Annotated in this window: 26 protein-coding genes and 1 pseudogene; 20 read left to right on the top strand and 7 right to left on the bottom strand. The window is 70.4% G+C overall.

The window, feature by feature from the left end; genetic code table 11:
- The 4 genes and pseudogenes from VXC91_RS15345 to VXC91_RS15330 all read left to right on the top strand — a co-directional run bounded on the left by VXC91_RS15345 (position 1) and on the right by VXC91_RS15330 (position 3,379).
- Entirely contained in the window at positions 1-231 is a 231-nt protein-coding gene (locus VXC91_RS15345) for a DUF6213 family protein (protein ID WP_329507810.1), read from the top strand.
- Between the two features lie 244 nt (positions 232-475).
- Positions 476-1,546: pseudogene (locus VXC91_RS15340) on the top strand (type III polyketide synthase); the annotation flags it as partial.
- A gap of 35 nt (positions 1,547-1,581) precedes the next feature.
- A complete protein-coding gene (locus VXC91_RS15335) occupies positions 1,582-2,796 on the top strand; it encodes a cytochrome P450 (protein ID WP_329507809.1) in 1,215 nt (404 codons plus the stop codon).
- A 7-nt stretch (positions 2,797-2,803) separates the two neighbouring features.
- On the top strand, positions 2,804-3,379 hold the full coding sequence (locus VXC91_RS15330) for a cupin domain-containing protein (protein ID WP_329507808.1): 576 nt from the start codon (positions 2,804-2,806) through the stop codon (positions 3,377-3,379).
- A 54-nt stretch (positions 3,380-3,433) separates the two neighbouring features.
- Here the strand turns inward: VXC91_RS15330 and VXC91_RS15325 are convergent, their stop codons facing one another.
- Positions 3,434-4,687: an acyl-CoA dehydrogenase family protein gene (locus tag VXC91_RS15325; RefSeq protein ID WP_329507807.1), complete on the bottom strand. Its 1,254-nt coding sequence runs from the start codon at positions 4,685-4,687 to the stop codon at positions 3,434-3,436.
- A gap of 188 nt (positions 4,688-4,875) precedes the next feature.
- Here VXC91_RS15325 and VXC91_RS15320 point away from each other — a divergent pair, with 188 nt between their 5' ends.
- Positions 4,876-5,520 carry a TetR family transcriptional regulator gene (locus tag VXC91_RS15320; protein WP_329507806.1) on the top strand — a complete coding sequence of 215 codons (645 nt, stop codon included), beginning with the start codon at positions 4,876-4,878 and terminating at the stop codon, positions 5,518-5,520.
- Positions 5,521-5,597: 77 nt separating this feature from the next.
- Here the strand turns inward: VXC91_RS15320 and def are convergent, their stop codons facing one another.
- Positions 5,598-6,158 (bottom strand): peptide deformylase, encoded by a 561-nt coding sequence (def, locus tag VXC91_RS15315; RefSeq protein ID WP_329507805.1) that lies wholly within the window; start codon positions 6,156-6,158, stop codon positions 5,598-5,600.
- Positions 6,159-6,300: 142 nt separating this feature from the next.
- Here def and VXC91_RS15310 point away from each other — a divergent pair, with 142 nt between their 5' ends.
- The 7 genes from VXC91_RS15310 (at position 6,301) to VXC91_RS15280 (ending at position 14,364) form a co-directional block, all read left to right on the top strand.
- On the top strand, positions 6,301-7,539 hold the full coding sequence (locus VXC91_RS15310; protein ID WP_329507804.1) for a MurT ligase domain-containing protein: 1,239 nt from the start codon (positions 6,301-6,303) through the stop codon (positions 7,537-7,539).
- Between the two features lie 19 nt (positions 7,540-7,558).
- Positions 7,559-8,287 carry a type 1 glutamine amidotransferase gene (locus VXC91_RS15305; RefSeq protein WP_329507803.1) on the top strand — a complete coding sequence of 243 codons (729 nt, stop codon included), beginning with the start codon at positions 7,559-7,561 and terminating at the stop codon, positions 8,285-8,287.
- A 233-nt stretch (positions 8,288-8,520) separates the two neighbouring features.
- A complete protein-coding gene (locus VXC91_RS15300) occupies positions 8,521-9,546 on the top strand; it encodes a 6-phosphofructokinase (RefSeq protein ID WP_329507802.1) in 1,026 nt (341 codons plus the stop codon).
- A 103-nt stretch (positions 9,547-9,649) separates the two neighbouring features.
- The gene (locus VXC91_RS15295; protein WP_329507801.1) at positions 9,650-10,600 is read left to right on the top strand and encodes a cytochrome c oxidase assembly protein; all 951 of its coding nucleotides are present in this window, start codon (positions 9,650-9,652) and stop codon (positions 10,598-10,600) included.
- 126 nt (positions 10,601-10,726) lie between these two features.
- Entirely contained in the window at positions 10,727-12,196 is a 1,470-nt protein-coding gene (locus tag VXC91_RS15290; protein WP_329507800.1) for a DUF6777 domain-containing protein, read from the top strand.
- Positions 12,197-12,227: 31 nt separating this feature from the next.
- Positions 12,228-14,192, top strand: coding sequence for a serine/threonine-protein kinase (locus VXC91_RS15285; RefSeq protein WP_329507799.1), 1,965 nt, complete (start codon positions 12,228-12,230; stop codon positions 14,190-14,192).
- Positions 14,193-14,205: 13 nt separating this feature from the next.
- Positions 14,206-14,364, top strand: a complete 159-nt coding sequence (locus VXC91_RS15280) for a hypothetical protein (protein WP_329507798.1) — start codon at positions 14,206-14,208, stop codon at positions 14,362-14,364.
- A gap of 3 nt (positions 14,365-14,367) precedes the next feature.
- Here VXC91_RS15280 and VXC91_RS15275 read toward each other — a convergent pair whose 3' ends face one another.
- From VXC91_RS15275 to VXC91_RS15260, 4 genes are read right to left on the bottom strand one after another with little or no spacing between them, the layout of a single operon-like run.
- Positions 14,368-15,573: a sensor histidine kinase gene (locus VXC91_RS15275; RefSeq protein ID WP_329507797.1), complete on the bottom strand. Its 1,206-nt coding sequence runs from the start codon at positions 15,571-15,573 to the stop codon at positions 14,368-14,370.
- Positions 15,570-17,282, bottom strand: coding sequence for a sodium/solute symporter (locus tag VXC91_RS15270; protein WP_329507796.1), 1,713 nt, complete (start codon positions 17,280-17,282; stop codon positions 15,570-15,572). The genes VXC91_RS15275 and VXC91_RS15270 overlap by 4 nt, the downstream gene beginning before the upstream one ends.
- Before the next feature lie 9 nt (positions 17,283-17,291).
- A complete protein-coding gene (locus tag VXC91_RS15265) occupies positions 17,292-17,648 on the bottom strand; it encodes a hypothetical protein (protein WP_329507795.1) in 357 nt (118 codons plus the stop codon).
- An 11-nt stretch (positions 17,649-17,659) separates the two neighbouring features.
- On the bottom strand, positions 17,660-18,418 hold the full coding sequence (locus VXC91_RS15260) for a LytR/AlgR family response regulator transcription factor (RefSeq protein WP_329507794.1): 759 nt from the start codon (positions 18,416-18,418) through the stop codon (positions 17,660-17,662).
- Positions 18,419-18,495: 77 nt separating this feature from the next.
- Here VXC91_RS15260 and VXC91_RS15255 point away from each other — a divergent pair, with 77 nt between their 5' ends.
- The 4 genes from VXC91_RS15255 (at position 18,496) to VXC91_RS15240 (ending at position 22,214) form a co-directional block, all read left to right on the top strand.
- Positions 18,496-18,999, top strand: coding sequence for an Lrp/AsnC family transcriptional regulator (locus VXC91_RS15255; RefSeq protein ID WP_329507793.1), 504 nt, complete (start codon positions 18,496-18,498; stop codon positions 18,997-18,999).
- Between the two features lie 123 nt (positions 19,000-19,122).
- On the top strand, positions 19,123-19,935 hold the full coding sequence (gene ddaH / locus VXC91_RS15250; protein ID WP_329507792.1) for a dimethylargininase: 813 nt from the start codon (positions 19,123-19,125) through the stop codon (positions 19,933-19,935).
- Positions 19,932-21,152 (top strand): ornithine--oxo-acid transaminase, encoded by a 1,221-nt coding sequence (rocD, locus tag VXC91_RS15245; protein WP_329507791.1) that lies wholly within the window; start codon positions 19,932-19,934, stop codon positions 21,150-21,152. The genes ddaH and rocD overlap by 4 nt, the downstream gene beginning before the upstream one ends.
- 114 nt (positions 21,153-21,266) lie before the next feature.
- The gene (locus tag VXC91_RS15240) at positions 21,267-22,214 is read left to right on the top strand and encodes a GNAT family N-acetyltransferase (RefSeq protein ID WP_329507790.1); all 948 of its coding nucleotides are present in this window, start codon (positions 21,267-21,269) and stop codon (positions 22,212-22,214) included.
- Here the strand turns inward: VXC91_RS15240 and VXC91_RS15235 are convergent.
- Complete coding sequence (locus tag VXC91_RS15235; protein ID WP_329507789.1) at positions 22,195-22,671, bottom strand: TIGR00725 family protein; 477 nt, start codon at positions 22,669-22,671, stop codon at positions 22,195-22,197. The genes VXC91_RS15240 and VXC91_RS15235 overlap by 20 nt on opposite strands.
- Before the next feature lie 189 nt (positions 22,672-22,860).
- Between VXC91_RS15235 and VXC91_RS15230 the strand changes: the two genes are divergently transcribed.
- The 4 genes from VXC91_RS15230 to VXC91_RS15215 form a co-directional block, all read left to right on the top strand.
- Positions 22,861-23,085 (top strand): hypothetical protein, encoded by a 225-nt coding sequence (locus VXC91_RS15230; RefSeq protein WP_329507788.1) that lies wholly within the window; start codon positions 22,861-22,863, stop codon positions 23,083-23,085.
- Positions 23,086-23,393: 308 nt separating this feature from the next.
- Positions 23,394-23,531, top strand: a complete 138-nt coding sequence (locus tag VXC91_RS15225; RefSeq protein WP_329507787.1) for a hypothetical protein — start codon at positions 23,394-23,396, stop codon at positions 23,529-23,531.
- A 234-nt stretch (positions 23,532-23,765) separates the two neighbouring features.
- Positions 23,766-24,491, top strand: coding sequence for a lysophospholipid acyltransferase family protein (locus VXC91_RS15220; protein ID WP_329507786.1), 726 nt, complete (start codon positions 23,766-23,768; stop codon positions 24,489-24,491).
- 531 nt (positions 24,492-25,022) lie between these two features.
- A partial coding sequence (locus VXC91_RS15215; RefSeq protein ID WP_329507785.1) for a LysM peptidoglycan-binding domain-containing protein occupies positions 25,023-25,482 on the top strand: 460 nt, incomplete at its 3' end.

The following is a 25,482-nucleotide window of genomic DNA, read 5'->3' as shown; positions in this document are numbered from 1 at the left end:
GTGAACCGCGAAGTGACTCTGCCTCTGATCGTCGACGACCACGGCACGTTGCAGGTGGCCGCCGCGGACGTCAGCAAGCTGCTGCGCACGCTCGGCGGCCGGTGGGTGCGGCTGGTGGAGTCCGGGCAGGAGGAGCTGGACGAGGACACGGTGGCGACGCTGACCATCGAGCTCGCGAAGCTCGCGGACCGGATCGACGTGGCGTGCATCGCGCACAGTTCACTCCGCTAGGACCGCGGGAAGGGCGGCCGTGGCACTCGCTGTCCGCGCGGCTCCCGCACGCTGGCCGGTAGGCCGTCCGGACCAGCAGACATCACCCGTAGTGACTGACTTTTCACTCTGCGTCGGTCGCTGAAGTGGAGTAAGCCGACGCGATATCCCCGGGCCACCGGGCGATCGTGGGTGGGCACCCGCAGACGGGTGAACCCCCTTCCGCCGGGGGACCGGGAGTCCCCCGCCAAGGCGAAAGAAGGCGCGCTCCATGGCGACTCTGTGCAGACCCGCGGTCTCCGTGCCGGAACACGTGATCACGATGGAGGAGACGCTGGACCTCGCGCGATCCCGTCACCCGGACCACCCCCAACTCCCGCTGGCACTGCGACTGATCGCGAACACCGGGGTCCTCACACGGCACATCGTGCAGCCCATCGAGGAGACGCTGAAGCACCCTGGGTTCGAGGAGCGCAACAACCTCTACGAGGCCGAGGCCAAGGCCCGTGTCCCCGCGGTCGTCCGGCGGGCGCTGGACGGCGCCGAGCTGCTCACCCGTGACATCGACGTGATCATCTACGTGTCCTGCACCGGCTTCATGATGCCTTCGCTTACCGCATGGCTGATCAACTCGATGGACTTCGACACCGACACCCGGCAGATACCCATCGCCCAGTTGGGCTGTGCCGCCGGCGGAGCGGCCATCAACCGGGCGCACGACTTCTGCACGGCCTACCCCGACGCCAACGCGCTGATCGTGGCCTGCGAGTTCTGTTCGCTGTGCTACCAGCCCACCGACCTGGGCGTCGGCTCGCTGCTGTCCAACGGCCTGTTCGGCGACGGTATCGCGGCGGCGGTCGTGCGCGGCAAGGGCGGCACCGGCATCAGGCTGGAGCGCAACGGCTCGTACCTGATCCCCAAGACCGAGGAGTGGATCGCGTACGACGTCCGGGCCACCGGATTCCATTTCCTGCTGGACAAGCGGGTTCCCACCACGATGGAACCGCTCGCCCCCGCGCTGCAGGAACTGGCGAGACAGCATGGCTGGGACGCCTCCGACCTGGACTTCTACATCATCCATGCGGGCGGCCCGCGCATCCTGGACGACCTGAGCGAGTTCCTCCAGGTACCGCCCGAGGCCTTCCGTTTCAGCAGGGCCACACTCACCGAGTACGGCAACATCGCGAGCGCCGTCGTCCTGGACGCCCTGCGCCGGCTCTTCGAGGCGGGAGGCGCGGAGCACACGGCCCGCGGGCTGCTGGCCGGTTTCGGACCGGGCATCACCGCGGAGATGGCCCTGGGCCGATGGCACATCTCCGCCAACGGGTCCAAGTGAGACGACCACCGACACGGACAGTGAGGCGGCATGAGATGACCGAAGAGACGCTCAACGGCACCATGCCGCCGGTCCGCTCCTGGCCCACCCCCGAGCTGACGGGTGTGGACTTCGACCCGGTACTGGCCGAGCTGATGCACAAGGGCCCGGTCACCCGGATCGAACTGCCCGACGGCAGCGGCTGGGCCTGGCTCGTGACCGGCTACGACGACGTGCGCGCGGTGGCGAACGACCCCCGCTTCAGCCGCGAGGCGGTGGTGGACCACCGGGTCACCGGGTTGCCCGCGCACTTCGTCCCGCGGCCGGGTGCCGTCGACTTCCTCGACCCGCCCGACCACACCCGGCTGCGCCGCTCGGTCGCGCCGGCCTTCACGGCACGCGGCGTCGACCGGGTGCGCGAGAAGTCGCGGATGCTGCTCGACGAACTCGTCGACGAACTGCTCCAGGACGGGCCGCCCGCCGACCTGAGCGCGGCCCTCCTCGGCCCCTTCCCCATCGCCGTGATCTCGGAGCTGATGGGCGTACCGGCCGCCGACCGCCAGAACATGCACACCTGGACCCAGCTCGTCCTCTCCTCCTCCCCCGGAGCGAGGACCGGCGAGAAGGCCGAGGAGGAGATGCGCGCCTGCTTCGCCGACCTCGTCGGGCTCCGTCAGGGCAGCACCGGCGAAGACGTCACCTCGCTGCTCGGCGCCGCCGTGGGCCAGGGCGAGGTGACGCTCGACGAGGCGGTGGGACTCGCCGTGCTTCTGCAGATGGGCGGCGAGGCGGTGACGGCCAACAGCGGGCAGTTGTTCTTCATCCTGCTGACCCGCCCCGAACTCGCCGCACGGCTGCGGGCCGATCCGGAGATCCGGCCGCAGGCCGTCGACGAACTGCTGCGCTACATCCCGCACCACAATCCGGTGGGGCTGTCCCGCATCGCGACGGAGGACGTGGAGATCCAGGGCGTGCGCATCCGGGCGGGCGAGGCGGTGTACGTGTCGTACCTGGCCGCGAACCGCGATCCGGGCATCTTCCTGGACCCGGAGGCGATCGACTTCGCCCGGTACCCGAACTCCCATGTGGCGTTCGGCTTCGGCCCGCACTGCTGCCCCGGCGGCATGCTGGCCAGGCTGGAGGCCGCACTGCTGGTGGACGCCCTTCTCGACCGGATGCCGAAGCTGCGGCTCGCGGTCCCGCCGGACCAGGTCCCTTTCAAGCAGGGCATGTTGATCCGCGGGCCCGAGGCCCTGCCCGTGACATGGTGAGCGGCTCATGACGACGACCGAAGGAACGGCGACGACCGACGACACGGGTGCGAGCCGGCAAGCCGGGGCGAGCGAAGGGCTGCTCGTGCCGCCGGGCCACGGGCGCGTGGTGCGCACGCCGGCCCAGCACGTGACGTTCAAGGTGACGGGCTCGCACTCGCGCACGGCGTCCACGTTCGAGGTGATCGTGCCGCCGGGATTCGATGTCGGCGCGCATGTGCACACGCGCAGCGAGGAGCTGTTCTACGTGCTCGAAGGCGAGCTGGACGTGCTCGCCTTCGAACCGCGCGTACGGACCCCCGACCACTGGCAGGAGTGGGAGTCCGGATCGGGCAGCCGGGTGGTGCGGGCGACCCCGGGCACGATCATCGTCGTCCCGCCGGGGTGCCCGCACGCCTTCGCGAACCCCACGGAGACCCCGGCGAAGATGTTCTTCCAGGCGTCCCCGCCGCCCGATCACGAACGGTACTTCGAGGAACTGCTGGAGATCCTGGGGAAGGGCGGTCCGCCGGATCACGAGGCGATCGAGGAACTGCGCAGGCGGTACGACATCGAGCAGCTGACGCCGCTCAAGCACCGCTGACTAGTGCTGTGGCCGGAAAGGTTTACCGGTGAACCTTTCCGGTCGCCACACTAGCTAGCGGATCGGCATCCCCGAGAGGGTACGCGCGATCACCAGCCGCTGAATCTCGCTCGTGCCCTCGAAGATCGTGTAGATCGCCGCGTCGCGGTGCATCCGCTCCACCGGGTACTCCCGTGTGTAGCCGTTGCCCCCGAGGATCTGTATCGCCTGGGCCGTGACCTTCTTGGCCGTCTCGCTGGCGAAGAGCTTCGACATGGAGCCTTCGGCCGCAGTGAACGGCTTACCGTTGATCGCCATCCACGAGGCGCGCCACACGAGCAGCCGCGCCGCGTCGATCTGCGTGCGCATGTCGGCGAGCTGGAAGGCGACGCCCTGGTTGTCGATGATCAGCCGCCCGAACTGCTCACGGGTCTTCGCATAGTCCAGTGCCACCTCGTAGGCGGCCCGTGCGGTGCCCACGGCCATCGCGCCCACGGCAGGGCGGGACGCCTCGAACGTGGCCATGGCGGCGTTCTTCACCCTCCCCCAGCCTTCGGCCGGGGGCACCGCCACCCCGCCCGCCTTGGCCTTCTCCCGGGCCCTGGCCAGCCTCTCGTCCAGCTTCTCCTTGCCACCGAGCAGGCAGGAGCCGGGGACGCGCACGTTGTCGAGGATCACCTCGGCGGTGTGCGAGGCGCGGATGCCGTGCTTCTTGAACTTCTGGCCCTGGGCGAGGCCCGGGGTGTTCGGCGGGACGATGAAGGACGCGTGGCCCTTGGAGCCCAGCTCGGGGTCGACAACCGCGACGACGACGTGGACATTGGCGATCCCGCCGTTGGTCGCCCAGGTCTTTGTGCCGTTGATCACCCACTCGTCCTTGGCCTCGTCGTACACCGCGCGGGTGCGCATGGAACCGACGTCGGAGCCGGCGTCGGGCTCGGAGGAGCAGAAGGCGGCCACCTTGACATCGTTGGGGTCGCCGTACATCTGGGGCATCCAGGTGCCGATCTGCTCCTCGGTGCCGTTGGCGAGGACGCCGACGGCGGCGAGGCCGGTGCCGACGATGGACAGGGCGATGCCCGCGTCGCCCCAGAACAGCTCCTCCATCGCCATGGGGATGCCGAGGCCCGTGGGGTCGAAGTACTGCTGGGCATAGAAGTCGAGGGAGTAGATGCCGACCTTCGAGGCTTCCTGGATGACCGGCCAGGGAGTCTCCTCACGCTCATCCCATTCGGCGGCCGCGGGGCGGATGACATCGGCGGCGAAGCCGTGCAGCCAGTCCCGGACCTCCTTCTGCTCGTCGTTGAGCTCCATGGTGAACTCGGCCATGTCCCCTCCAGCACTGCTAACCTGTTACTTGCGGTAACCGCAAGTCTGTTACTCACCAGTAGGAAAGTCAACTCCCTGACCGGAGCCGAAGGGCTTCAGCGGGTGGTCGGCAGCCCGTTCGATACCGACCTGCCTTTCAGTGTTAGTTTGCGCAGGCGTCACCGATACAGCACGGGTGGGGAGAAATCATGGACACCACGCAGCGGGCCGATCAGCAGCGGTCCGCCGACCGACGACGGCGCGAGCTGCTGGAGGCCGCCGACCGGGTGGTGCTGCGCGACGGCCCCGGCGCCTCGATGAACGCCATCGCCGCCGAGGCCGGCATCACCAAGCCGATCCTCTACCGCCACTTCGGCGACAAGGGCGGCCTGTACGCCGCGCTCGCCAAGCGCCACACGGACGCGCTGCTCGACTCGCTGCGGGCGGCACTGGACGCCCCGGCCGACCGGCGGGAGCGGGTCGAGGCCACGCTGGACACCTATCTCGCAGCGATCGAGGCCCGGCCGCAGGTGTATCGCTTCCTCATGCATCCGGCGGAGGGCGGTACGCAGCACGACCAGGGCTTCGACACGGGCCGGCATTCCGTTCCGGTACTGCGCCGCATGGGCGAGGAGCTGGCCGTGTTCATCGAGGAGCGACTGGACCTCGGCCCGGGCAGCCACCAGCTCGCCCGGGTGTGGGGCCACGGCATCGTCGGCATGATGCACGCGGCCGGCGACTGGTGGCTCGGAGAGCGGCCCTGCTCCCGGGCGGAGTTGGTGCGGAGCCTGGCGGACCTGTTGTGGGGCCGGCTGGCCGCCGCCGGGGACCGCATGGGGGGCCCGGGGTTCTGAAAAAATGCCCGGCGGCCGCAGCTCCGTCGCCGGGCACGCGCACGCGCACGCGGCGCAGGTCGGCACGGCCCGGTGCCCTACAGGGGTGCGGCGGCACCCCGGCGGCTCCAGGACGCCCTGGCCGCCTGCCGCATCACCCGGCGCCGACGCCGGCCGTCGAGCCGGTCCACGTACAGGCCTCCGTCCAGGTGGTCGCACTCGTGCTGAAGGCATCGCGCGAACCACCCGGTGCCGTGCACCGTGACCGGCTCGCCGTCCACCGTGAAGCCCTCGACGACCGCATGGTCGTACCGCGCGGTACCCGCCTCGAGGCCCGGCAGCGAGAGGCACCCTTCCGGACCACGCAGCACGACTCCGTCGGACTCGACCAGCCGCGGGTTCACCACATGCCCCAAATGGCGGACTTCCTCGTCGTCCGGGCAGTCGTACACGAACACCCGCAGCGGCTCCCCGATCTGGTTCGCCGCCAGCCCCACCCCCTGGGCGGCGTACATCGTGGCGAACATGTCCTCGACGAGCAGGGCCAGTTCGGGGCCGAAGCCGGTGACCGGCTCGCACGGTGTGCGCAGCACCGGGTCACCGAGCAGGGTGACGGGCCTCACGCGCCCTCGGGCGCCCGGGATCGAGCCGTGTCGCATGGCGGCAAGGGTACGGTCCTCAAGGCGGCGCGAACATCGGGGTGGTGCCACGATTCGGGTGCGCGAACGGATCTCGATAGGCTGAGGTCCACACGTTGCCGGGACAGGGCGCGGCGCCGTATGCAAGGAGGATCGAGAACTGATGGCAGGCAACTCGGACCCGCTGACGCCGCGGGCCAAGCTCGCCGTGACCGCGGGCAAGGCGGTCGCGGCGGCATCTCGCGCCGCCGGACGCGGAAGCGGATCGGTGATCGGCGGCCGAGTCGCGCTCAAACTCGACCCCGACCTTCTCGCCCGGCTGGCTCAGAACCTGGACGTGATCCTGGTCTCGGCGACCAACGGCAAGACCACGACCACCCGGCTGATCGCCGAGGCGTTGCGCGCCGCGGGACCGGTCGTCTCCAACGCGCTCGGCGCCAACATGCCCGCGGGCATCACCTCGGCGCTGTCCGGCGGCTCGGACGCCAAGTTCGGCGTCATCGAGGTCGACGAGAAGTACCTCGCCGGGGTCGCCCGGGACACCGACCCGAAGTGCATCGCGCTGCTCAACCTCTCCCGCGACCAGCTCGACCGCGCCGCCGAGACCCGTATGCTCGCGGAGAACTGGCGCGAGGGCCTGGCCGGTTCCAAGGCCGTCGTGGTCGCGAACGCGGACGACCCGCTGGTCGTCTGGGCCGCCTCCTCCTCGCCCAACGTGGTCTGGGTCGCCGCCGGGCAGATGTGGAAGGACGACGCCTGGTCCTGCCCGTCCTGCGGCGGTGTGATGCAGCGCCCCGGCGACGACTGGTACTGCGGCGAGTGCGGTTTCCGCCGGCCGACCCCGTCCTGGGCGCTGTCCGGCGACCATGTCCTCGACCCGCACGGTTCCGCCTGGCCGATCCACCTCCAGCTGCCGGGCCGGGCCAACAAGGCCAACGCCGCCAGCTCGGCCGCGGTCGCCGCCGTCTTCGGCGTGCCCCCGCAGGTCGCCCTGGAGCGCATGTACCAGGTCCAGGCGGTGGCCGGACGCTACGACGTCGTCCAGTTCCAGGGTCGCGACCTGCGCCTGCTGCTCGCGAAGAACCCGGCCGGCTGGCTGGAGACCTTCTCGCTCATCGACCCGCCGCCGACCCCGGTGATCCTCTCGGTGAACGCGCGCGGCGCGGACGGCACCGACACCTCCTGGCTGTGGGACGTCGACTACACGCGACTGACCGGCCACCCGATCTTCGTCATCGGCGACCGCAAGCTGGACCTCGCCGTGCGCCTGGAGGTCGCCAACCAGTCCTTCCAGGTCTGCGAGAGCCTCGACCAGGCGGTCCAGCAGGCACCGCCCGGCCGGATCGAGGTCATCGCGAACTACACGGCGTTCCAGGACCTGCGCCGCCGCGTCGGCAACTGACCACTAAGGACGATCTTCGATGAGTGACAACAGCCTGCGTCTGGTGTGGATCTACCCGGACCTGCTGAGCACGTACGGCGACCAGGGCAATGCCCTCGTCGTGGAGCGCCGGGCCCGCCAGCGCGGCCTCGATGTGGCGCGCCTGGACGTGCGCAGCGACCAGCCGATCCCCACCTCCGGCGACATCTACCTGATCGGTGGCGGCGAGGACCGTCCGCAGCGGCTCGCGGCGGAGCGGCTGCGCCGTGACCGCGGTCTGTACCGGGCCGTCGAGAACGGCGCGATCGTCTTCTCGGTCTGCGCCGGCTACCAGATCCTCGGCCACGAGTTCATCAACGACCTCGGTCAGCGGGAGGAGGGCCTCGGCCTGCTCGACGTGGTGTCGGTGCGCGGCGAGGGCGAGCGGTGCGTCGGCGACGTGCTCGCGGACATCGACCCCCGTCTGGGCCTGCCCCAGCTCACCGGCTTCGAGAACCACCAGGGCCTCACCCACGTCGGCCCCACCGCCCGCCCGCTCGCCCAGGTGCGGCTCGGCAGGGGCAACGGCACGGGAGACGGCACGGAGGGCGCGTACAACGACACGGTCTTCGGCACGTACATGCACGGGCCGGTCCTGGCGCGCAATCCGCAGATCGCCGACATGCTGCTGAAGCTGGCGCTCGATGTGAACGCGCTGCCGCCGGTCGAGGACCGCTGGTACGAGGCGCTGCGCAACGAGCGCATCGCGGCGGCCCAGCAGCCCGCCTGAGGCCCGCGCCTCGGCCCTGAAACGGCTCCCCGGCGCCCGCCCGGTGGTACGTACACCCACCGGACGAAAGGGCGTGACCGGCCCGTCTGACGGTCTGTCCGCACAGCTGAGCGGGCACGTCCACCAGGCGGACGCACAGTGCGGCCCCGCCCCCCTCCGCCGGTAGGGTGGCAGGGATCGAACCGGACAACGTGGTCCGGTCCCCGGCCCACGTCGAGAAGGTATTTCGGGCTATGCGCATTGGTGTCCTCACGTCCGGCGGTGACTGCCCCGGCCTGAACGCCGTCATCCGGTCCGTCGTGCACCGTGCCGTCGTCGACCACGGCGACGAGGTCATCGGCTTCCGCGACGGCTGGAAGGGCCTCCTGGAGTGCGACTACCTCAAGCTCGACCTCGACGCGGTGAGCGGCATCCTGGCTCTCGGCGGCACCGTCCTCGGCTCCTCCCGGGTCCGGCCCGAGCATCTGCGGGACGGTGTGGAGCGGGCCAGAGGCCATGTCCAGGAGCTCGGTCTCGACGCCATCATCCCGATCGGCGGTGAGGGCACGCTCAAGGCGGCCCGGCTGCTGTCGGACAACGGGCTGCCGATCGTCGGCGTGCCCAAGACCATCGACAACGACATCGCCGTCACGGACGTCACCTTCGGCTTCGACACGGCCGTGGGAGTGGCCACCGACGCCCTCGACCGGCTGAAGACCACCGCCGAGTCACACCAGCGGGTGCTGATCGTCGAGGTCATGGGCCGGCACACCGGCTGGATCGCGCTGCACTCCGGCATGGCCGCCGGTGCCCACGCGATCGTCGTTCCGGAACGCCCCTTCGACATCGAGGAGTTGGCCGCCCGGGTGGGTGAGCGGTTCGACGCCGGCAAGCGGTTCGCGATCGTCGTGGCCGCGGAGGGCGCCAAGCCGAAGCCGGGCACCATGGAGTTCGACGAGGGCGGCAAGGACATCTACGGTCACGAGCGTTTCGCCGGCATCGCGCGCCAGCTCTCCGTGGAGCTGGAGCAGCGGCTGGGCAAGGAGGCCCGTCCCGTGATCCTCGGGCACGTCCAGCGCGGCGGCACGCCGACGGCGTACGACCGCGTGCTCGCCACCCGCTTCGGCTGGCACGCCGTCGAGGCGGTGCACCGGGGCGAGTTCGGGAAGATGACCGCACTGCGCGGCACCGACATCCGGATGGTGTCGCTGGCGGAGGCGGTGGAGACGCTGAAGACGGTGCCGTCGGAGCGGTACGCCGAAGCGGAGTGTGTCCTGTAGGCACCGCCGGGTCCCAGCCGCCCCCGGTCGCGACCGCGACCGGGGGCGGTTCTACTCTGGTGCGGACAGACAGCGCACACCCCCACGAAACAGGAGCCGGCGGATGGATCACAGCGGGCACGGCATGACCATGGATCTGCCGCCGTTCACGCTGGGACGGGGTCTTGAGTGGTCCGCGGACCCCTTCTTCCTCGTCGCCTGCCTGGCCGGGCTCGCACTGTACGGGTGGGGCGTCGCACGGCTCGTCCGCCGCGGCGACAAGTGGCCCGTGGGCCGCACGATCGCGTACACGGTCGGCGTGCTGACCGTGATGCTCGCCATGTGCACCAAGTTGAACGACTACGGCATGGTCATGTTCAGCGTGCACATGGTTCAGCACATGGTCATCAGCATGCTGTCCCCGATCCTGATCCTGCTCGGCGCCCCGATCACCTTGGCGCTGCGCGCGCTGCCGACCGCGGGCCGCGACCGCAAGGGGCCGCGCGAACTGCTGCTGATGCTGCTGCACAGCCGGTACATGCAGATCATCACGCACCCCGCGTTCACGATCCCGCTGTTCATCGCGAGCCTGTACGGCCTGTACTTCAGCCCGCTCTTCGACTTCCTGATGGAGTCCAAGACCGGGCACATCGCGATGATGGTGCACTTCCTCGCCGTCGGCGTGGTGTTCTTCTGGCCCATCATGGGCATCGACCCCGGGCCGCACCGTCCCGGCCATCTGATGCGCATGCTGGAGCTGTTCGCCGGCATGCCGTTCCATGCGTTCTTCGGCATCGCATTGATGATGGCGTCCTCGCCGATGGTCGGCACCTACGTGCACCCGCCCGCCTCCCTCGGCATCGACGCCCTGTCGGACCAGACCGCGGCGGGCGGCATCGCCTGGGCGTTCAGCGAGATCCCGTCCGTGCTCGTGCTCCTGGCACTGCTCTTCCAGTGGTACGGCTCCGAGCAGCGGCAGGCGAAGCGGAAGGACCGGGCCGCGGACCGCGACGGCGACAAGGAACTCGAGGCGTACAACGCCTATCTCGCCTCACTCAACGCACGCGGTCACTGAGTTCTGTCACACCGCTCAATTCCCTTTCATTTCAGCCCGCCTGAAATGCCGCCCCATTCGGTAACCTGGTGCGTGACACCCTGCCTCAGCTTCGCAGGGTGAGGGGGACCGCTGGGGGGAGCGGTGATGACACTGCACGCGTTTCTGCATATTGCCGGGAAATCGACGGCCCGGAGGATCGGCTTCCTTCTGGTCGCCACACTGGTTCTCAGCGGATGCAGCAAAGACGCACACTTGTTCGCGGTGAAGGCCGTCGCGACCGGAGTTCCGTCGCTCGCGCCCTTCTTCGACGAGCGCAGCGGCCTCGGCCACGACGCCTCCGTCCGGGCACGGCAGGCCCCCGGCGGCCTGCAGGCCGGCAACACACCCGGGCTCTACGGCGGTTCACGGAAGCCGACGGTCTGTGACGTCGAACGGCTGAAGGAATTTCTCACCGATCCGAAGAACGGCCAAAAGGCCACGGTCTGGGCGCAGGTCGAGGGAATCACCGAGGCGGAGATCCCGGATTATCTGGACCGGCTCACACCCGTACTTCTGCGCCACGACACTCTCGTGCGGAACCACGACTACAAGAAAGGCAGGGCAACACCTTTCAACTCCCTGCTCCAGGCCGGAATCGCCGTATTGGTGGACGAGCAGGGGCAGCCCACGGTGAAGTGCTCGTGCGGAAATCCGCTGCGCCCCTTCCAGGGTGACAGCACCCGGATCTCGGTCGAGTTCGAGGACGGCAACAAGAAATGGCCCGGGTACGACCGCGCCTCCGTGGTGACGGTCAGGCCCGCACCGCGCCCGCTGGCCCGGCTCGCGCTCGTCGACGTCGAAGACCCGGACCGCGGGCTCGACCGGCCCGTCGGTACGACCGGTGGCCAGGACAAGCCCTTCGACACCCAGGTGCGGCACAAGGTGCCCGAGCTGGCGGGGATGGACTACTCCCCGGCGGTTCAGCGGCTGGTGGCCGAGGGACTCGCGGTCGCCTACGCGGGTCAGGGGGCGCCGCCCGACGACGCCGCGGTCACGGGCTCGGACCCCGGGCCGGGTACCGAGTTGGCGTTCGGCCAGTACGTGACCCTGTCGGTGGACAGGGGCGACACGAACGGACCTCATGGCACCACCCCTGGCGGCACCGGCGCGGGCACCGGCGGCGAGACGGCCGGGGGGACGAAGGGCGGAACCTCCGCTCCCCCGACGTCGAGCGAGACGCGGCCCGGGATGACGGATGCGCCGGCCGGCAGCGGTGCGGCCTCCTCACCGCCCGCGTCGAACGGGTCGCCGCCGGCGAGCGGTGGACGCACCCCGGGAGCCCCGTACTCCCCGACGGCGAGCACCCGCCCGCCCGAATCCAGCAACGCCCCGCCGGCGAGCAGTGCGCCCGCTTCCACCTCGGCACCGGGCACGACCGGCGCACCGTCCACCGGCAGGCCCGCCACCAGCAGCGCACCGATCTCCTCGGCACCCGTAACCGGCGCACCCGTGACCGGCAGACCCACCACGAGCAAGCCCACCTCGGGCAAACCGGCGACCAGCGCACCGGGCACGAGTGAGCCGCCGGTCACACGCGCTCCCGCGACGGGCTCGCCCACGGCCGGCACGACCTAGACCGGCACGACCTAGACCGGGGAGCGACCGGATGCCTTCAGGATCACCGCAGTCCGGAGCGGGTCGCGTCATCGGCGGCCGCTACCTTCTGCTGAACCGGCTCGGCGCGGGCGCCATGGGCCATGTCTGGCTCGCCCACGACCGGCGACTGGCCTGTGAGGTCGCCCTCAAGGAGATCGTGTTCCGCGATCCGGTCGAGGCGACGGAGGAACGGGCGGCCCGGGTCGCCAGGGCCCGCGCCGAGGCCCGGCACGCGGCGGGTCTGCGCGGCCACCCGCACGTGGTGACCGTGCACGACGTACTGGAGCACGAGGGTCTGCCGTGGATCGTCATGGAGTACGTGGCGGGCGCGCTCGACCTGCGCGACCTGGTGCTCCGACGCGGTCCCCTCGCCCCGGCCGAGTGCGCCAGGATCGGGCTCGCCGTGCTGGACGCGCTCACCGCGGGACACGAGCGGGGCGTCATGCACCGGGACGTGAAACCGGCGAACATCCTGCTGGCGCCGGACCGCACGGGAACGCCATACGTCCGCGTCCTGCTCACCGACTACGGCATCTCGGTGCAGCCCGACACGGGCGAGACCCGGTACACGCTGACGTCCGCCCTCGTCGGCACGCCGGGCTATCTGGCGCCGGAGCGTGCGACCGGCGGTCCGCCGACCCCCGCCGCCGACCTGTTCTCACTGGGCTGCACGCTGTATTTCGCGGTGGAGGGATGCGGGCCCTTCGAACGGGACACACATCTGGCCGAGGTCACCGCAGTGGTGCTGGAGGAACCCCGGCCCCCGGAGCGCGCCGGGGCGCTGGAGCCGCTGCTGGACGTGATCCTGGCCAAGGACCCGGCCCTGCGGATCTCGGCGGCGGGTGCCGCCGCCGCGCTGGCGGCGATCGTCGCCCCGCAGTCGCCCCCGCGACCCGGGGTGGACCTGGGGTCGCAGCCGTCCTGGGAGAGGTCCGAGGCGCGCACCGAGACCTCGCACCGCACGGCGGCGGACGGGTTCGGCCCGGCCTCGGGGCGCGGCAACCGGGGCGGGGCACCGACCGCTGCGGAGTCGGCGGCCGGAACGCCCGCACACTCCGGGCCCCCGGTCCCCCCCTCCGCGTCGTACGGACGCGACGTGCTCGGCGGCCCGGCCGCACCCGGGTTCGGCCCGCCGCTCACCCTCCGCGAGCGGCATCCGAGGCGGTCTCAGGTGCTGCGCGCACTGGCCGCCTGCGGCCTCGGTCTGGTCCTCGCCCTGGGCGGGGTCTGGTACGCGACGGCGCACCGGCCGGACGACGGCTCGGCGAAACCCTACGGCGACGCGATCGCCCTCGCCCGTCCCCTGAGGGACGGGGACTGTGTCGTCGCCGACTGGCCCGGCGATCCCTTCCAGGGCGGCACGCCCCGGCTGTCCGTGGCCCCGGGCTGTGCCGAGAAGAGCCCGGACGGGCAGGTCATGGCCGTGGTCACGAACGCGTCCGCCGACGAGGCCCACACACGTGGTCCCACCGAGTGCGAGCAGCGCACGCAGGAGGTCCGCGAAAGACTCGCGGACGTCCGCAGCTTCGCCGTGGTCCCGACCCCGGCGGGTTTCGAGGCGGCCGGGCGGCGCACCGCCTGCCTGGTGCTGGGCGCACACGGGCCGGTGTACGGGCCGCTCGGGGACCACCGCAGGCCGGGCATGACGTTCGTCGACACGGCCAACATGCAGAAACGGGACTGTCTGGACGCACCGTCGCTGCGGTTGGCCCGGCTGGTCTCCTGCACCGGGAGCCACGACCAGCAGGTGCTCGGTTTCACCCGGCTGAGCCCGGACATCACTCTCACCGAGGCCAAGAGCCTCTCGGACGCGGCATGCGCGCGGGACGTGCCGCCGAGGGAGTACGGCTACGACCCGTCCCGCTACGAGGCGGCCTCGTGGACCGGCAATGGTGCCTGGACGTCCGGAACTCATCTGGTCGTCTGTACCGTGCGCCGGCAGAACGGGGGCACCATGGGAGTCGACGAACCATGAGGAGGGTGTTGCGATGCCCGGTTCCACGAAGGCGATGGGGGTGCTCACTGTCGGTGGGCTCGTGGTGGTGACGGCCTACACGGTGGCGCTCGGCAGCAGCGGCTGGCTGTGGTTCGGCTGGGTCGTGCTCGGCCTGATCACCCTCGGCATGGTGGCGACCCGCAACACCTGACGGTCACTGCCGGGGCAGCCGTCCCGCCGAGTGCACTCCCGGCTGGTACTTCGGCAACCGGGCGGTGATCTTCATGCCCGCGTCCTCCGCGGTCTCGATGACGAGCCCGTGGTCGTCGCCGTAGACCTGGCGGAGCCGGTCGTCCACGTTCAACAGGCCGATGCCGCCCGACGGGCTGACCTCTCCGGCGAGGATGCGGCGCAGCAGTTCCGGGTCCATTCCGGCTCCGTCGTCCTCGATGACGACCAGGGCCTCGGCGCCCGTGTCCTGCGCGGTGATGCTGATGTGACGTTTGTCGGTCGTCCCCTCCAGGCCGTGCTTGACGGCGTTCTCCACCAGCGGCTGAAGGCACAGGAACGGCAGGGCGACCGGCAGCACTTCGGGCGCGATCTGCAGGGTGACCGAGAGCCGGTCGCCGAAGCGGGCCCGCACCAGCGCCAGGTAGTGGTCGATGGCGTGCAGTTCATCGGCCAGTGTGGTGAAGTCGCCGCGCCGTCTGAAGGAGTAGCGGATGAAGTCGGCGAACTCCAGCAGGAGTTCGCGGGCACGCTCCGGATCCGTGCGCACGAACGAGGCGATCACGGCGAGCGAGTTGAAGATGAAGTGCGGGGAGATCTGGGCGCGCAGGGCCTTGATCTCGGCTTCGATCAGCCGGGTACGGGACTGGTCGAGGTCCGCCAGCTCCAGTTGCACCGAGACCCAGCGCGCGACCTCACCGGCCGCCCGGACGAGCACGGCGGACTCACGGGGCGCGCAGGCCACCAGGGCCCCGTGCACCCGGTCGTCGACGGTGAGCGGGGCGACGACGGCCCAGCGCAGCGGGCAGTCCGGCTCGCCGCACCGCAGACGGAAGGCCTCGCCGCGGCCGGTCTCCAGCGGGCCGACGAGCCGCCCCAGCACCTCGTCGCGATGGTGTTCCCCGGCGCCGTCCCAGGCCAGCACCCTCTCCGTGTCGGTGAGGCACAGCGCGTCGGTGCCGAGCAGGGTGCGCAGCCGGCGCGCGGATTTGCGGGCCGTCTCCTCGGTGAGCCCCGCGCGCAGTGGCGGCGCGGCCAGTGAGGCCGTGTGCAGGGTCTGGAAGGTGGCGTGTTCGACGGGAGTGCCGAGCCCGCCGAGGCTCTCGGGGCGTGCGGTGCGCCGTCCCAGCCAGAAGCCGGCGGCCAGCAGCGGGAGTACGGCCACACACAGCCCCGCGAGGAAACCGCTCATGTGTTCACCTCCGCCCGCAGTTCCTCGGGCAGATGGAACCGGGCCAGGATCGCCGCCGTCCCGGCCGGCACCCGCCCCGGCGTCGCCAGGGACACCAGCACCATGGTCAGGAATCCGAGCGGCACCGACCAGAGTGCGGGCCAGGCGAGCAGGGTGTGCAGGGTCCCGGAGCCCGGATAGGCCGCCATGGTCGCCGTGACGGCGACGAACGCCGAACCGCCCCCCGTCACCATGCCCGCAGCGGCTCCCGGCGGGGTCAACCGTCGCCACCAGATGCCCAGCACGAGCAGCGGACAGAACGACGAGGCGGACACGGCGAACGCGAGCCCCACCGCGTCGGCCACGGGGAGCCCGCCGACCAGGACGCTCGCCGCCAGCGGCACCGCCATGGCCAGCACCGTGCCGAGCCGGAAGTGGCGCACGCCCCGCGACGGCAGGACGTCCTGGGTGAGCACCCCGGCCACCGCCATGGTCAGCCCCGACGCCGTGGACAGGAAGGCGGCGAACGCCCCGCCCGCCACCAGCGCGCCCAGCAGGTCCGCGCCGATTCCGCCGATCATCCGGCCGGGCAGCAGCAGCACGGCGGCGTCGGCGTCCCCGCTGAGGGTGAGTTCGGGGGCGTAGAGCCGCCCGAGAGCCCCGTAGACGGGAGGCAGGAGGTAGAAGGCGCCGATCAGGGCGAGCACGGCGACCGTGGTGCGCCGGGCCGCGACACCGTGGGGGCTGGTGTAGAAGCGGACCACGACATGCGGGAGACCCATGGTGCCCAGGAAGGTGGCGAGGATCAGCCCGTACGTGGCGTACAGAGGGCGGTCCTCACTGCCGGACGCCGGCGATGTCGACATGTCGCCGTTACTGTCGCCGTCGGCGATGGGGACGGGGTCGCCCTCGCCGAACGTGAGCCGGGTACCGCGTTCGATGTGGTGGACGCCCGGGGGGAGGTCCACGCGCTGCTCCGCGTACCGCCGTCCGTCGACCGCGCCCGTCGCCGTGACGTCGAGCGGGCGGGACAGTTTCAGGTCGACGCTCTCTTCGATCCGCACGACACGGTGGTCGCGGAACGTCGCCGGCTCGGCGAAGGCGCCGCGCGGCGCCCCGTCGCCCTGCCAGGCCAGCACCAGGAAGAGCGCGGGGACGAGCAGAGCGGTGAGTTTGAGCCAGTACTGGAACGCCTGGACGAAGGTGATGCTGCGCATACCGCCGGCAGCGACGGTCGCGACGACCACGACCGCGACGATGATGCCGCCGAGCGGGTCGGGCGCACCCGTGAGCACGGTCAAGGTGAGCCCGGCGCCCTGGAGCTGGGGCATGAGGTACAACCAGCCGACACCGACGACGAAGGCCCCGGCGAGCCTGCGCACCGGGTGCGAGGCCAGCCGGGCCTCGGCGAAGTCGGGCAGCGTATAGGCGCCCGAACGGCGCAGCGGAGCGGCCACGAACAGGAGCAGGACGAGATATCCGGCGGTGTAGCCGACCGGGTACCAGAGCATGTCGGGGCCCTGGACGAGAACGAGTCCCGCGATGCCGAGGAAGGAGGCGGCGGAGAGGTACTCGCCGCTGATCGCGGCGGCGTTCAGTCGGGGCCCCACCGTCCGGGAGGCGACGTAGAAGTCGGATGTGGTGCGGGAGATGCGCAGCCCGAAGGCACCGACGAGGACGGTGGTGAGGACGACCAGTGCGACCGCGGGAACGGCGTAGTTCTGGTTCACGGCGGCGCCTCAGCGGTCCTCGACGAGACGGACGAAGTCCCTCTCGTTGCGCTCGGCGCGGCGCACGTACCAGCGGGCGAGCAGGACGAGCGCCGGGTAGAGGCAGAAGCCTAGCACGAGCCATTCGAGGCCCACGTTGCGTGTGGTGGCGAAGACCAGCGGCAGAGGCCCCACCAGGAGGACCAGCACCGTGAACACGACGACGGCGACGCGCAGCTGACTGCGCATCAGCGAACGGACATAGGTGTGGCCGAGGGTGGTCTGCTCGTCGATCTCGGTCCGGGGCCGGTAGTACGCGGAGGTCCTGCGAGTGCGCCGGGGCGGACCGGTGACGACGACACGCCGTTCGGTGGGGTCCTGGGGCACGCCGTTGCCCCTCACCGGCCCGTGGTCCGGCGCATGAGCAGGTCCCGCAGCTCACGGGCGTGACGCCGGCTGACCTGGAGTTCGACGGAGTCGACGAGGACGCTCACCGTGCCTGTGTCCAGGCGGAGTTCGTCGATGTGGCGCAGGGCGACGAGGTGGCGGCGGTGGATGCGGACGAACCCGCGTGTGCGCCAGCGTTCCTCCAGCGTGGACAGCGGGATGCGGACGAGGTGGCTGCCGTGGGCGGTGTGCAGACGGGCATAGTCGCCGTGTGCCTCCACATGTGTGATGTCCTCGACGGGCACGAACCGCATCACACCGCCTAGCTCCACGGATATGTGGTCCGGGTCGGGCTCGTGCACGGGTATCAGCGGGGTCGCCTCCCGCAGCTCCGCGGCCCGGCGCACGGCCTCGGCGAGCCGCTCACGACGCACGGGTTTGAGGACGTAGTCGACCGCCTTGAGGTCGAAGGCCTGGACGGCGAAGCCCTCGTGGGCGGTGACGAACACGACGAACGGCGGCCGGGCGAAGCCGGTCAGCAGCCGGGCCATCTCGAGGCCGTCGAGTCCGGGCATGTGGATGTCGAGGAAGACCGCGTCGATCGCGTCGGGCCCACCGGGCCCGGACTCCAGGGCGCGGTTGATGCGGCGCAGCGCCTCCGTCGCGTCGCTCGCGCCCTCGACGCTGCCGATACGCGGATCCGCATGGAGCAGATACAACAACTCCTCGAGGGAGGGGCGTTCGTCGTCGACGGCGAGGGCACGCAGCATGAACGTGGAGTGTAGGAGCATTCCGCACGCCTGGACATGTGCGCAGCATGGACCTTCTCGCTGGATACAGTGCCCGCATGAACAGCAGGCCAGCGCCGTTCGACGAGCTCGACCGGAAGATCGTCACCGCTCTGATGGCGAATGCCAGGACCAGTTTCGCCGAGATCGGCGCGGCCGTCGGCCTGTCGTCGACAGCGGTCAAGCGCCGGGTGGACCGGCTGCGCGAGACGGGTGTGATCACCGGGTTCACGGCCACGGTGAAGCCGTCGGCACTGGGCTGGCGCACGGAGGCGTACGTCGAGGTGTACTGCGAGGGCGCGGCGCCGCCCCGGAGACTGGCGGAGGTCGTGCGCAACTATCCGGAGATCACGGCCGCGATGACGGTGACCGGCGGCGCGGACGCTCTGCTGCATGTGCGGGCGCGGGACGTCGAGCACTTCGAGGAGGTGCTGGAACGCATCCGCACGGAACCTTTCATCCGGAAGACGATCAGCGTGATGGTGCTGTCCCATCTCCTCCCGGAAAGCCCGGAGGCGGGCGCGAGCCACGCCGCCCCCGACGGCGCAGCAGACGTGCGCTGACCAGCCCGAAGAAGCATCATTCCTGCGACGACGCGCAGCCATCCTTCCTTGTCGCCCGTCCCTGTCGCTTCCTACCTTGGTGTCACCCCCTGTCAACACCCCAGGAAGCGGAGGAACCCCTCTGTGCCCGACATCCGTGTGCCGCGGCGGCGGCGCTTCCTCGTCTGCGAACCCAGACACTTCGCCGTGCAGTACGCGATCAACCCCTGGATGCATCCCGACACGCAGGTGGACGTGGATCTGGCCCGGGAGCAGTGGCAGTCGCTGATCCACGCCTACCGCACCCACGGCCACACCGTCGACGCCGTGGAACCGGTGCCCGGTCTCCCGGACATGGTGTTCGCCGCGAACTCGGCGGTCGTCGTCGACGGCCGCGTCTTCGGCTCCCTGTTCCACGCGCCCGAGCGGCGCCCCGAATCCCTTCACTACGAGACGTGGTTCAAGGCGGCCGGCTACACCGTCCACCGCCCCGAGTCCGTCTGCGAGGGTGAGGGCGACCTGGTCTGGACGGGGCGCTACGTCCTGGCCGGCACCGGATTCCGTACGACCCGCGAGGCGCACCGTGAGGTGCAGGAGTTCTTCGGGCACCCGGTGATCAGCCTCACCCTGGTGGACCCGTACTTCTACCACCTGGACACGGCGCTGTTCGTCCTCGACGACGACAACATCGCGTACTACCCGGAGGCGTTTTCGCCGGGCAGCCGCGAGGTCCTCGCCCGGCTGTACCCGGACGCGGTGCTCGCCACCCGCGACGACGCCATGGCCTTCGGTCTCAACTCCGTCTCCGACGGACGCCACGTCTTCATCGCTCCGAAGGCCGAGGCGCTGGCCGCCCGGCTCACCGAGCACGGCTACGACCCCGTCCCCGTCGACCTCTCGGAATTCCACAAGGCCGGCGGAGGCATCAAGTGCTGCACTCAGGAGATCCGCTCATGACCGCACCCGCCCGTACGCCCTCGTCCGCCGAGCTGATCCGCGCCGAGGAGCCGGTCCTCGCGCACAACTACCACCCGCTGCCGGTGGTCGTCGCCCGCGCCGAAGGGGCCTGGGTCGAGGACGTCGAGGGCCGCCGTTACCTCGACATGCTCGCCGGCTACTCCGCCCTGAACTTCGGGCACCGCAATCCGGTGCTGATCGAGGCGGCCCACCGCCAGCTGGACCGGCTGACCCTCACCTCCCGCGCCTTCCACAACGATCAGCTGGCCGAGTTCGCCGCGTCCCTGGCCGCCTTGACGGGCCAGGACATGGTGCTGCCGATGAACACGGGCGCCGAGGCGGTGGAGAGTGCCGTCAAGGTGGCCCGGAAGTGGGCGTACGAGGTCAAGGGCGTCCCGGCCGACCGGGCGACGATCGTGGTGGCTTCCGGCAACTTTCACGGGCGTACGACGACGATCGTCAGCTTCTCCACGGACGAGACGGCCCGCTCGGGCTTCGGCCCCTTCACGCCCGGCTTCCGGATCGTTCCGTACAACGACCTGGCCGCGCTGGAAGCGGCGGTCGACGAGACGACCGCAGCCGTGATGATCGAGCCCATCCAGGGCGAGGCGGGCGTGATCATCCCCGACGACGGCTATCTCTCGGGGGTCCGCGCCCTCACGAGCCGGGCGGGGTGCCTGTTCATCGCCGACGAGATCCAGTCGGGCCTCGGCCGTACGGGCCGCACGCTGGCCGTGGAGCACGAGGGGGTCGTACCGGACGTCCTGCTGCTCGGCAAGGCGCTCGGCGGTGGCATCGTGCCGGTGTCCGCGGTGGTGGCGCGCCGGGACGTCCTCGGCGTGCTCCGGCCCGGCGAGCACGGTTCGACGTTCGGCGGGAACCCGCTCGCGGCGGCCGTCGGTTCGGCGGTGATCGGCCTGCTCGAGACGGGCGAGTTCCAGCGGCGGGCGGCCGAGCTGGGCGTGGTGCTGCGGGACGGACTCGCCGCGCTCGTCGGCAAGGGCGTCGTCGGCTTCCGCTCGCGCGGGCTGTGGGCGGGCGTGGACGTCGACCCCGCGATCGGCACGGGCCGAGAGATCAGCGAACGGCTCATGCGGGAGGGGATCCTGGTCAAGGACACCCACGGTTCCACGATCCGCCTGGCCCCGCCGCTGACGACCACGGACGAGGAACTGCGGTCGGCCCTGGAGACGCTGGAGAAGGTGCTGGCGGCCTGACACGACGCGGCACCCGGGGCGGTTCCCGACCGTCCCCGGGTGCCGTCCTCGTACGGCCCGGGGCCGCGCCGTCATTGCGTTGCGGCGTCCGGACGGATCCCCGACAGTGAGCGGATGACTCGCACCGTGCGCCCGGCCACCCCCGACGACGTGACCGGCCTGTGCGAACTCCTCAACGCCGTCGATATGGCCGAGATCGGACGGCCGGAGACCGATCCGCACACCGTCGAGTCCGATCTCCGGCGTCCGGGCGTGGACCTGGCCCGGGACTCGTGGATCGCGGCCGACGGGGACGGGCGGTTCCTGGCGTACGGGCTGCTGTGGGACGTCGCTCACGGTGAGCGCATCGACATCGACCTGTACACGCTGCCCTCCGCGGGCGCGGCGCCCCGGCGGTTGCTGGAGCTGATGGAGGCGCGGGCGGCACAGAAGGCTGCGGAGAACGGCGCCTCGCGCGCCGTCGTGCAGCTCTACCTCAACTCCTCCCCCACGCTGGACACGGCGATGCTGGCCGCGCGTGGCTGGCAAGTGATACGCCGGTTCAATGTGCTCACCCGCCCCGTGTCGGCGGCCCAGGACCCGGTGCCCGGCCCGCTGCCCGGCGTGACGCTGCGCGCGTGCCGCACGGAGGCGGACCGGCGGCGCGTGCACGAACTGCTGGACGCCGCCTTCACCGACCACTTCGAGTACCACGCTCGCCCCTACGATCAGTGGCTGGAAAGCCTGGACGCCGACCGGACGGACTGGTCACTGGTGTGGATCGCCTACCTGGCCGGCCTCGGCGACGCGGGCGTGCTCATGGCGAGGAACGACGACACGAGCATGGGCTGGATCCGCCATCTCGGCGTCCTGGAGGCGGCGCGGGGCCGCGGTATCGGCAGCCATCTCCTGCGGCACGCCTTCGGTGCGCTCGCGGCCCGCGGGCGGGACACGGTGGGACTCGGCGTGGACACGCAGAACACCTCGGAAGCGCTGCGGCTGTATCTGCGCCACGGCATGACCCTGCACTACGCCGTGCACACCTGGCAGGTCGAACTGCCGGTCAGGGCCACAGCCCCGTGAGGTCCAGGGCTTCTGCGGGCGTCCGCGCGTACCGGAGGCCGGGCAGATCCCTGCCGTCGGCGTCAACCGGACGCCAGCCGTCGCCGAGCTGCACCACGGGCACGCCGCCCCGGCGCATCGCGAGCGCCAACTCGGAGAAGGTCCCCCAGGAACCGCCGACCACGACGACGGCGTCCCCGCTGTGGACGATGACGGCGTTGCGCGCCTGCCCGATACCGGTGGCGATCGCGACACTCAGATCAGCCCCGGCACCGGTGCGGTCGGCCCCGGGCAGCACTCCGACCACCAAGCCGTCGCGGGACCGCGCGCCCGCCGCGACGGCCGCCATCACCCCGCCGTGCCCGCCGCAGATCACCACCGCTCCGCGCTCGGCGAGAAGCCGGCCCAGCTCGTGCGCAAGGTCCCACTCCCGCTCACCGCACTGCGCCGGCCCGCACACCGCCACCTGCACCGCCATCCCGCCACACCTCCCGCGGGCACGTTACGCCCGGCGGATCGCCACGGCGCACAGCCTCACCGGGGGCTCGGGTCCCACAGCGACCACAGCCGGCGAAGGTCCCCCGCCCGGGTGCATGCCCTGTGCGCGAGGACCGCTCCGCGGCGGGGCCTCCCCCGGCCGCGGGTGAGGCGGGGTGATTCTTCGGCCATGACCTTTCAGAGTCCCGCCGAGACCGGTGGTCCGCGGCGCGGCCGATTCGAGGAACTGGCGGAGAAGGTCTCCCATTTGACGGGCTCCCCGCTCTTCTTCCTGATCTGCCTGGCCTTGATCGGCTTCTTCATCGCCGCCCACGTGGCGAAGCTGCCCCTGGAGTGGCTGTCGCTCACCGGAAAGTCCATGGTCCGGTCACTCTGCTCCTCCGCGCACTGCTGAAGAACTCGGAGTTGCGAGCCGAGCACGCCGTTCAGCGGGGGCTCGACGCGATCGCCCGTGCGCTTCTGGAAATGTACGAAGGCAAAGACAGGCGTGCCAGGAAGCAGCTCAGGGACTCGATCCGCATGGAGGAGGAAACACAAGGCGCCGCCTTACGCCCTTCGTGCTGCCGATATGCAGGGGATTCCGACTCATGCCACGCTGAACTGGGGCGGAGCCGCACCCTTCTCTCACCTCGTTGGGAGTGAGCCGACATGACCGATCGGGAACATGACCGGTACGCGGATGAATCGGGCCACCTCAGGGACATGACAGAGGAGACCCTCGGCGCCCAGGAACAGGCGCGCCAGGAACGCCAGCACCGGCAGGACGCACAACGGCAGGGCGGCCGCCGGACGGAGGAGAGGACGTTCTCCCTCGGGCAAGGGGACGACGAATACCAGTGACCTCCCGCTCCGCGACATCCCGCCCTTCGTGCGGTCCGCTCCGGCGGACCGCACGAGGCGTTTACGGCCGGTCGTTTTCCCTGTTGGATCGTCAGGAACATCGCCGTCAGGCCGAGTCCGGCCCGACACAGTTCCGGCAGACGACGCCCGACCCTAGACTGACTCCCCGCGACAGTGCGGTTCGGCTGCTGGAACACGGCGGTGGAGCCGATCCGCTGGAGTGAGGAGCACCCCTTGTTCTACTACCTGCTCAAGTACGTGTTCCTCGGACCACTGCTGAGGCTGGTCTTCCGGCCGCGCATCGAGGGCCTCGAGCACGTACCGGCGGACGGCCCGGCCATCGTCGCCGGCAACCATCTCTCCTTCTCCGACCACTTCCTCATGCCCGCGATCCTGAAGCGTCGCATCACGTTCCTCGCGAAGGCCGAGTACTTCACCGGTCCGGGCATCAAGGGACGCCTCACCGCCGCCTTCTTCCGCAGCGCCGGGCAGATCCCGGTGGACCGCTCAGGCAAGGACGCCGGGCAGGCCGCGATCCGCGAAGGTCTCGGTGTGCTGGAGAAGGGCGAGCTGCTGGGCGTCTACCCGGAGGGCACCCGCTCCCACGACGGCCGTCTCTACAAGGGCAAGGTAGGCGTCGCGGTGATGGCTCTCAAGGCCCGGGTCCCCGTGATCCCCTGCGCGATGATCGGCACTTTCGAGGCCCAGCCGCCGGGACAGGTCATCCCCAACATCCACCCGGTGGTGATCCGTTTCGGTGAACCCCTGGACTTCTCCCGCTACGCCGGCATGGAGAACGAGAAAGCCGTCCTGCGCGCGGTCACCGACGAGATCATGTACGCCATCCTGTCCCTCTCCGAGCAGGAGTACGTCGACCGCTACGCCGCCGTGGTCAAGGCCGAGGAGGCCCAGGACAAGGCGGACAGGGCTCACAAGTTCCCTCGGCTGCCGCTCAGCTGACAGCGCACGCGGATGAGGGTGCGCCTACGCACCCTCGCGGCCAAAAACCGCGAATGAGTGTCCGGTTTGGACCACTAAGGTCAATAAAGTCCAGATAAGAAACTGTATTGACATTTGGGCAATTCGACAGTTTGGCCTGATGTGCCGCTTAAGTGGCAGAAGATAGCAGCATCACCGCCCCCTGAATCACTTCGGCATCCATGCGGAACCCGGAGTGACGCAATTCACTTACGAAGCTGGCTAGTGCTTTACTCGGTCCTTACTGCCCAGATTTTCTGGGGCAAAGGCGCTACCTTGCGGCCCTACGCCCACTAGCCAGCTTAGTAAGCACGGTAATTGCTTAGTAATTTGCGGCGGCTAAGAATGACTCCGCCGCAGCGCGCCGCACACCGAAATGCGGAGCAGTTTGTCGAGGAGAACCGGCAGCTGCGGGCACGTAATCCCTAGAACGAGGTCCGCACCATGCCTATTCCTGCATCCCATCGACGGCCCCGGGCCCGCCGACTCGGGGGTCGCACGACCGTCGTCGGCATGTTCGCCTTGGCCTGCACGGCCGTGCTGAGCACCGTCCAGTCCGCCAGCGCCGCACCCGCCAAGGCTGCTGCCGGAACCACCCACACCGTCCAGGGCGGCGACACCCTGTACAGGATCGCCCGGTCCGAGAAGGTGCCGGGCGGCTGGCAGGCCCTCGCCTCGGCGAACAAGATCTCCAGCCCGTTCACCCTCGTCCCCGGCCAGGTCCTGAGCCTGCCCTCGGACACCAGCTCCTCCGCGCCCACCAGGGCGTCCTCATCCACCTACACCGTCCACCCGGGCGACACGCTGTACCGGATCGCCCGCAAGTACCAGGTTCCGGGCGGCTGGCAGGCCCTCGCGGAGGCCAACGACATCTACCGCCCCGAGCGCCTTGCGATCGGTCGGGTCCTGGACCTCCCCGCCGGCTCGTCCTCGCCCGCCGGGGCCTCCACCACCACGAAGGCCGCCACCCCGG

Source organism: Streptomyces chiangmaiensis (genome assembly GCF_036281785.1).
In the GTDB taxonomy this organism is placed as follows: domain Bacteria; phylum Actinomycetota; class Actinomycetes; order Streptomycetales; family Streptomycetaceae; genus Streptomyces; species Streptomyces chiangmaiensis.
This window is presented reverse-complemented; position numbering and strand designations above follow the sequence as displayed.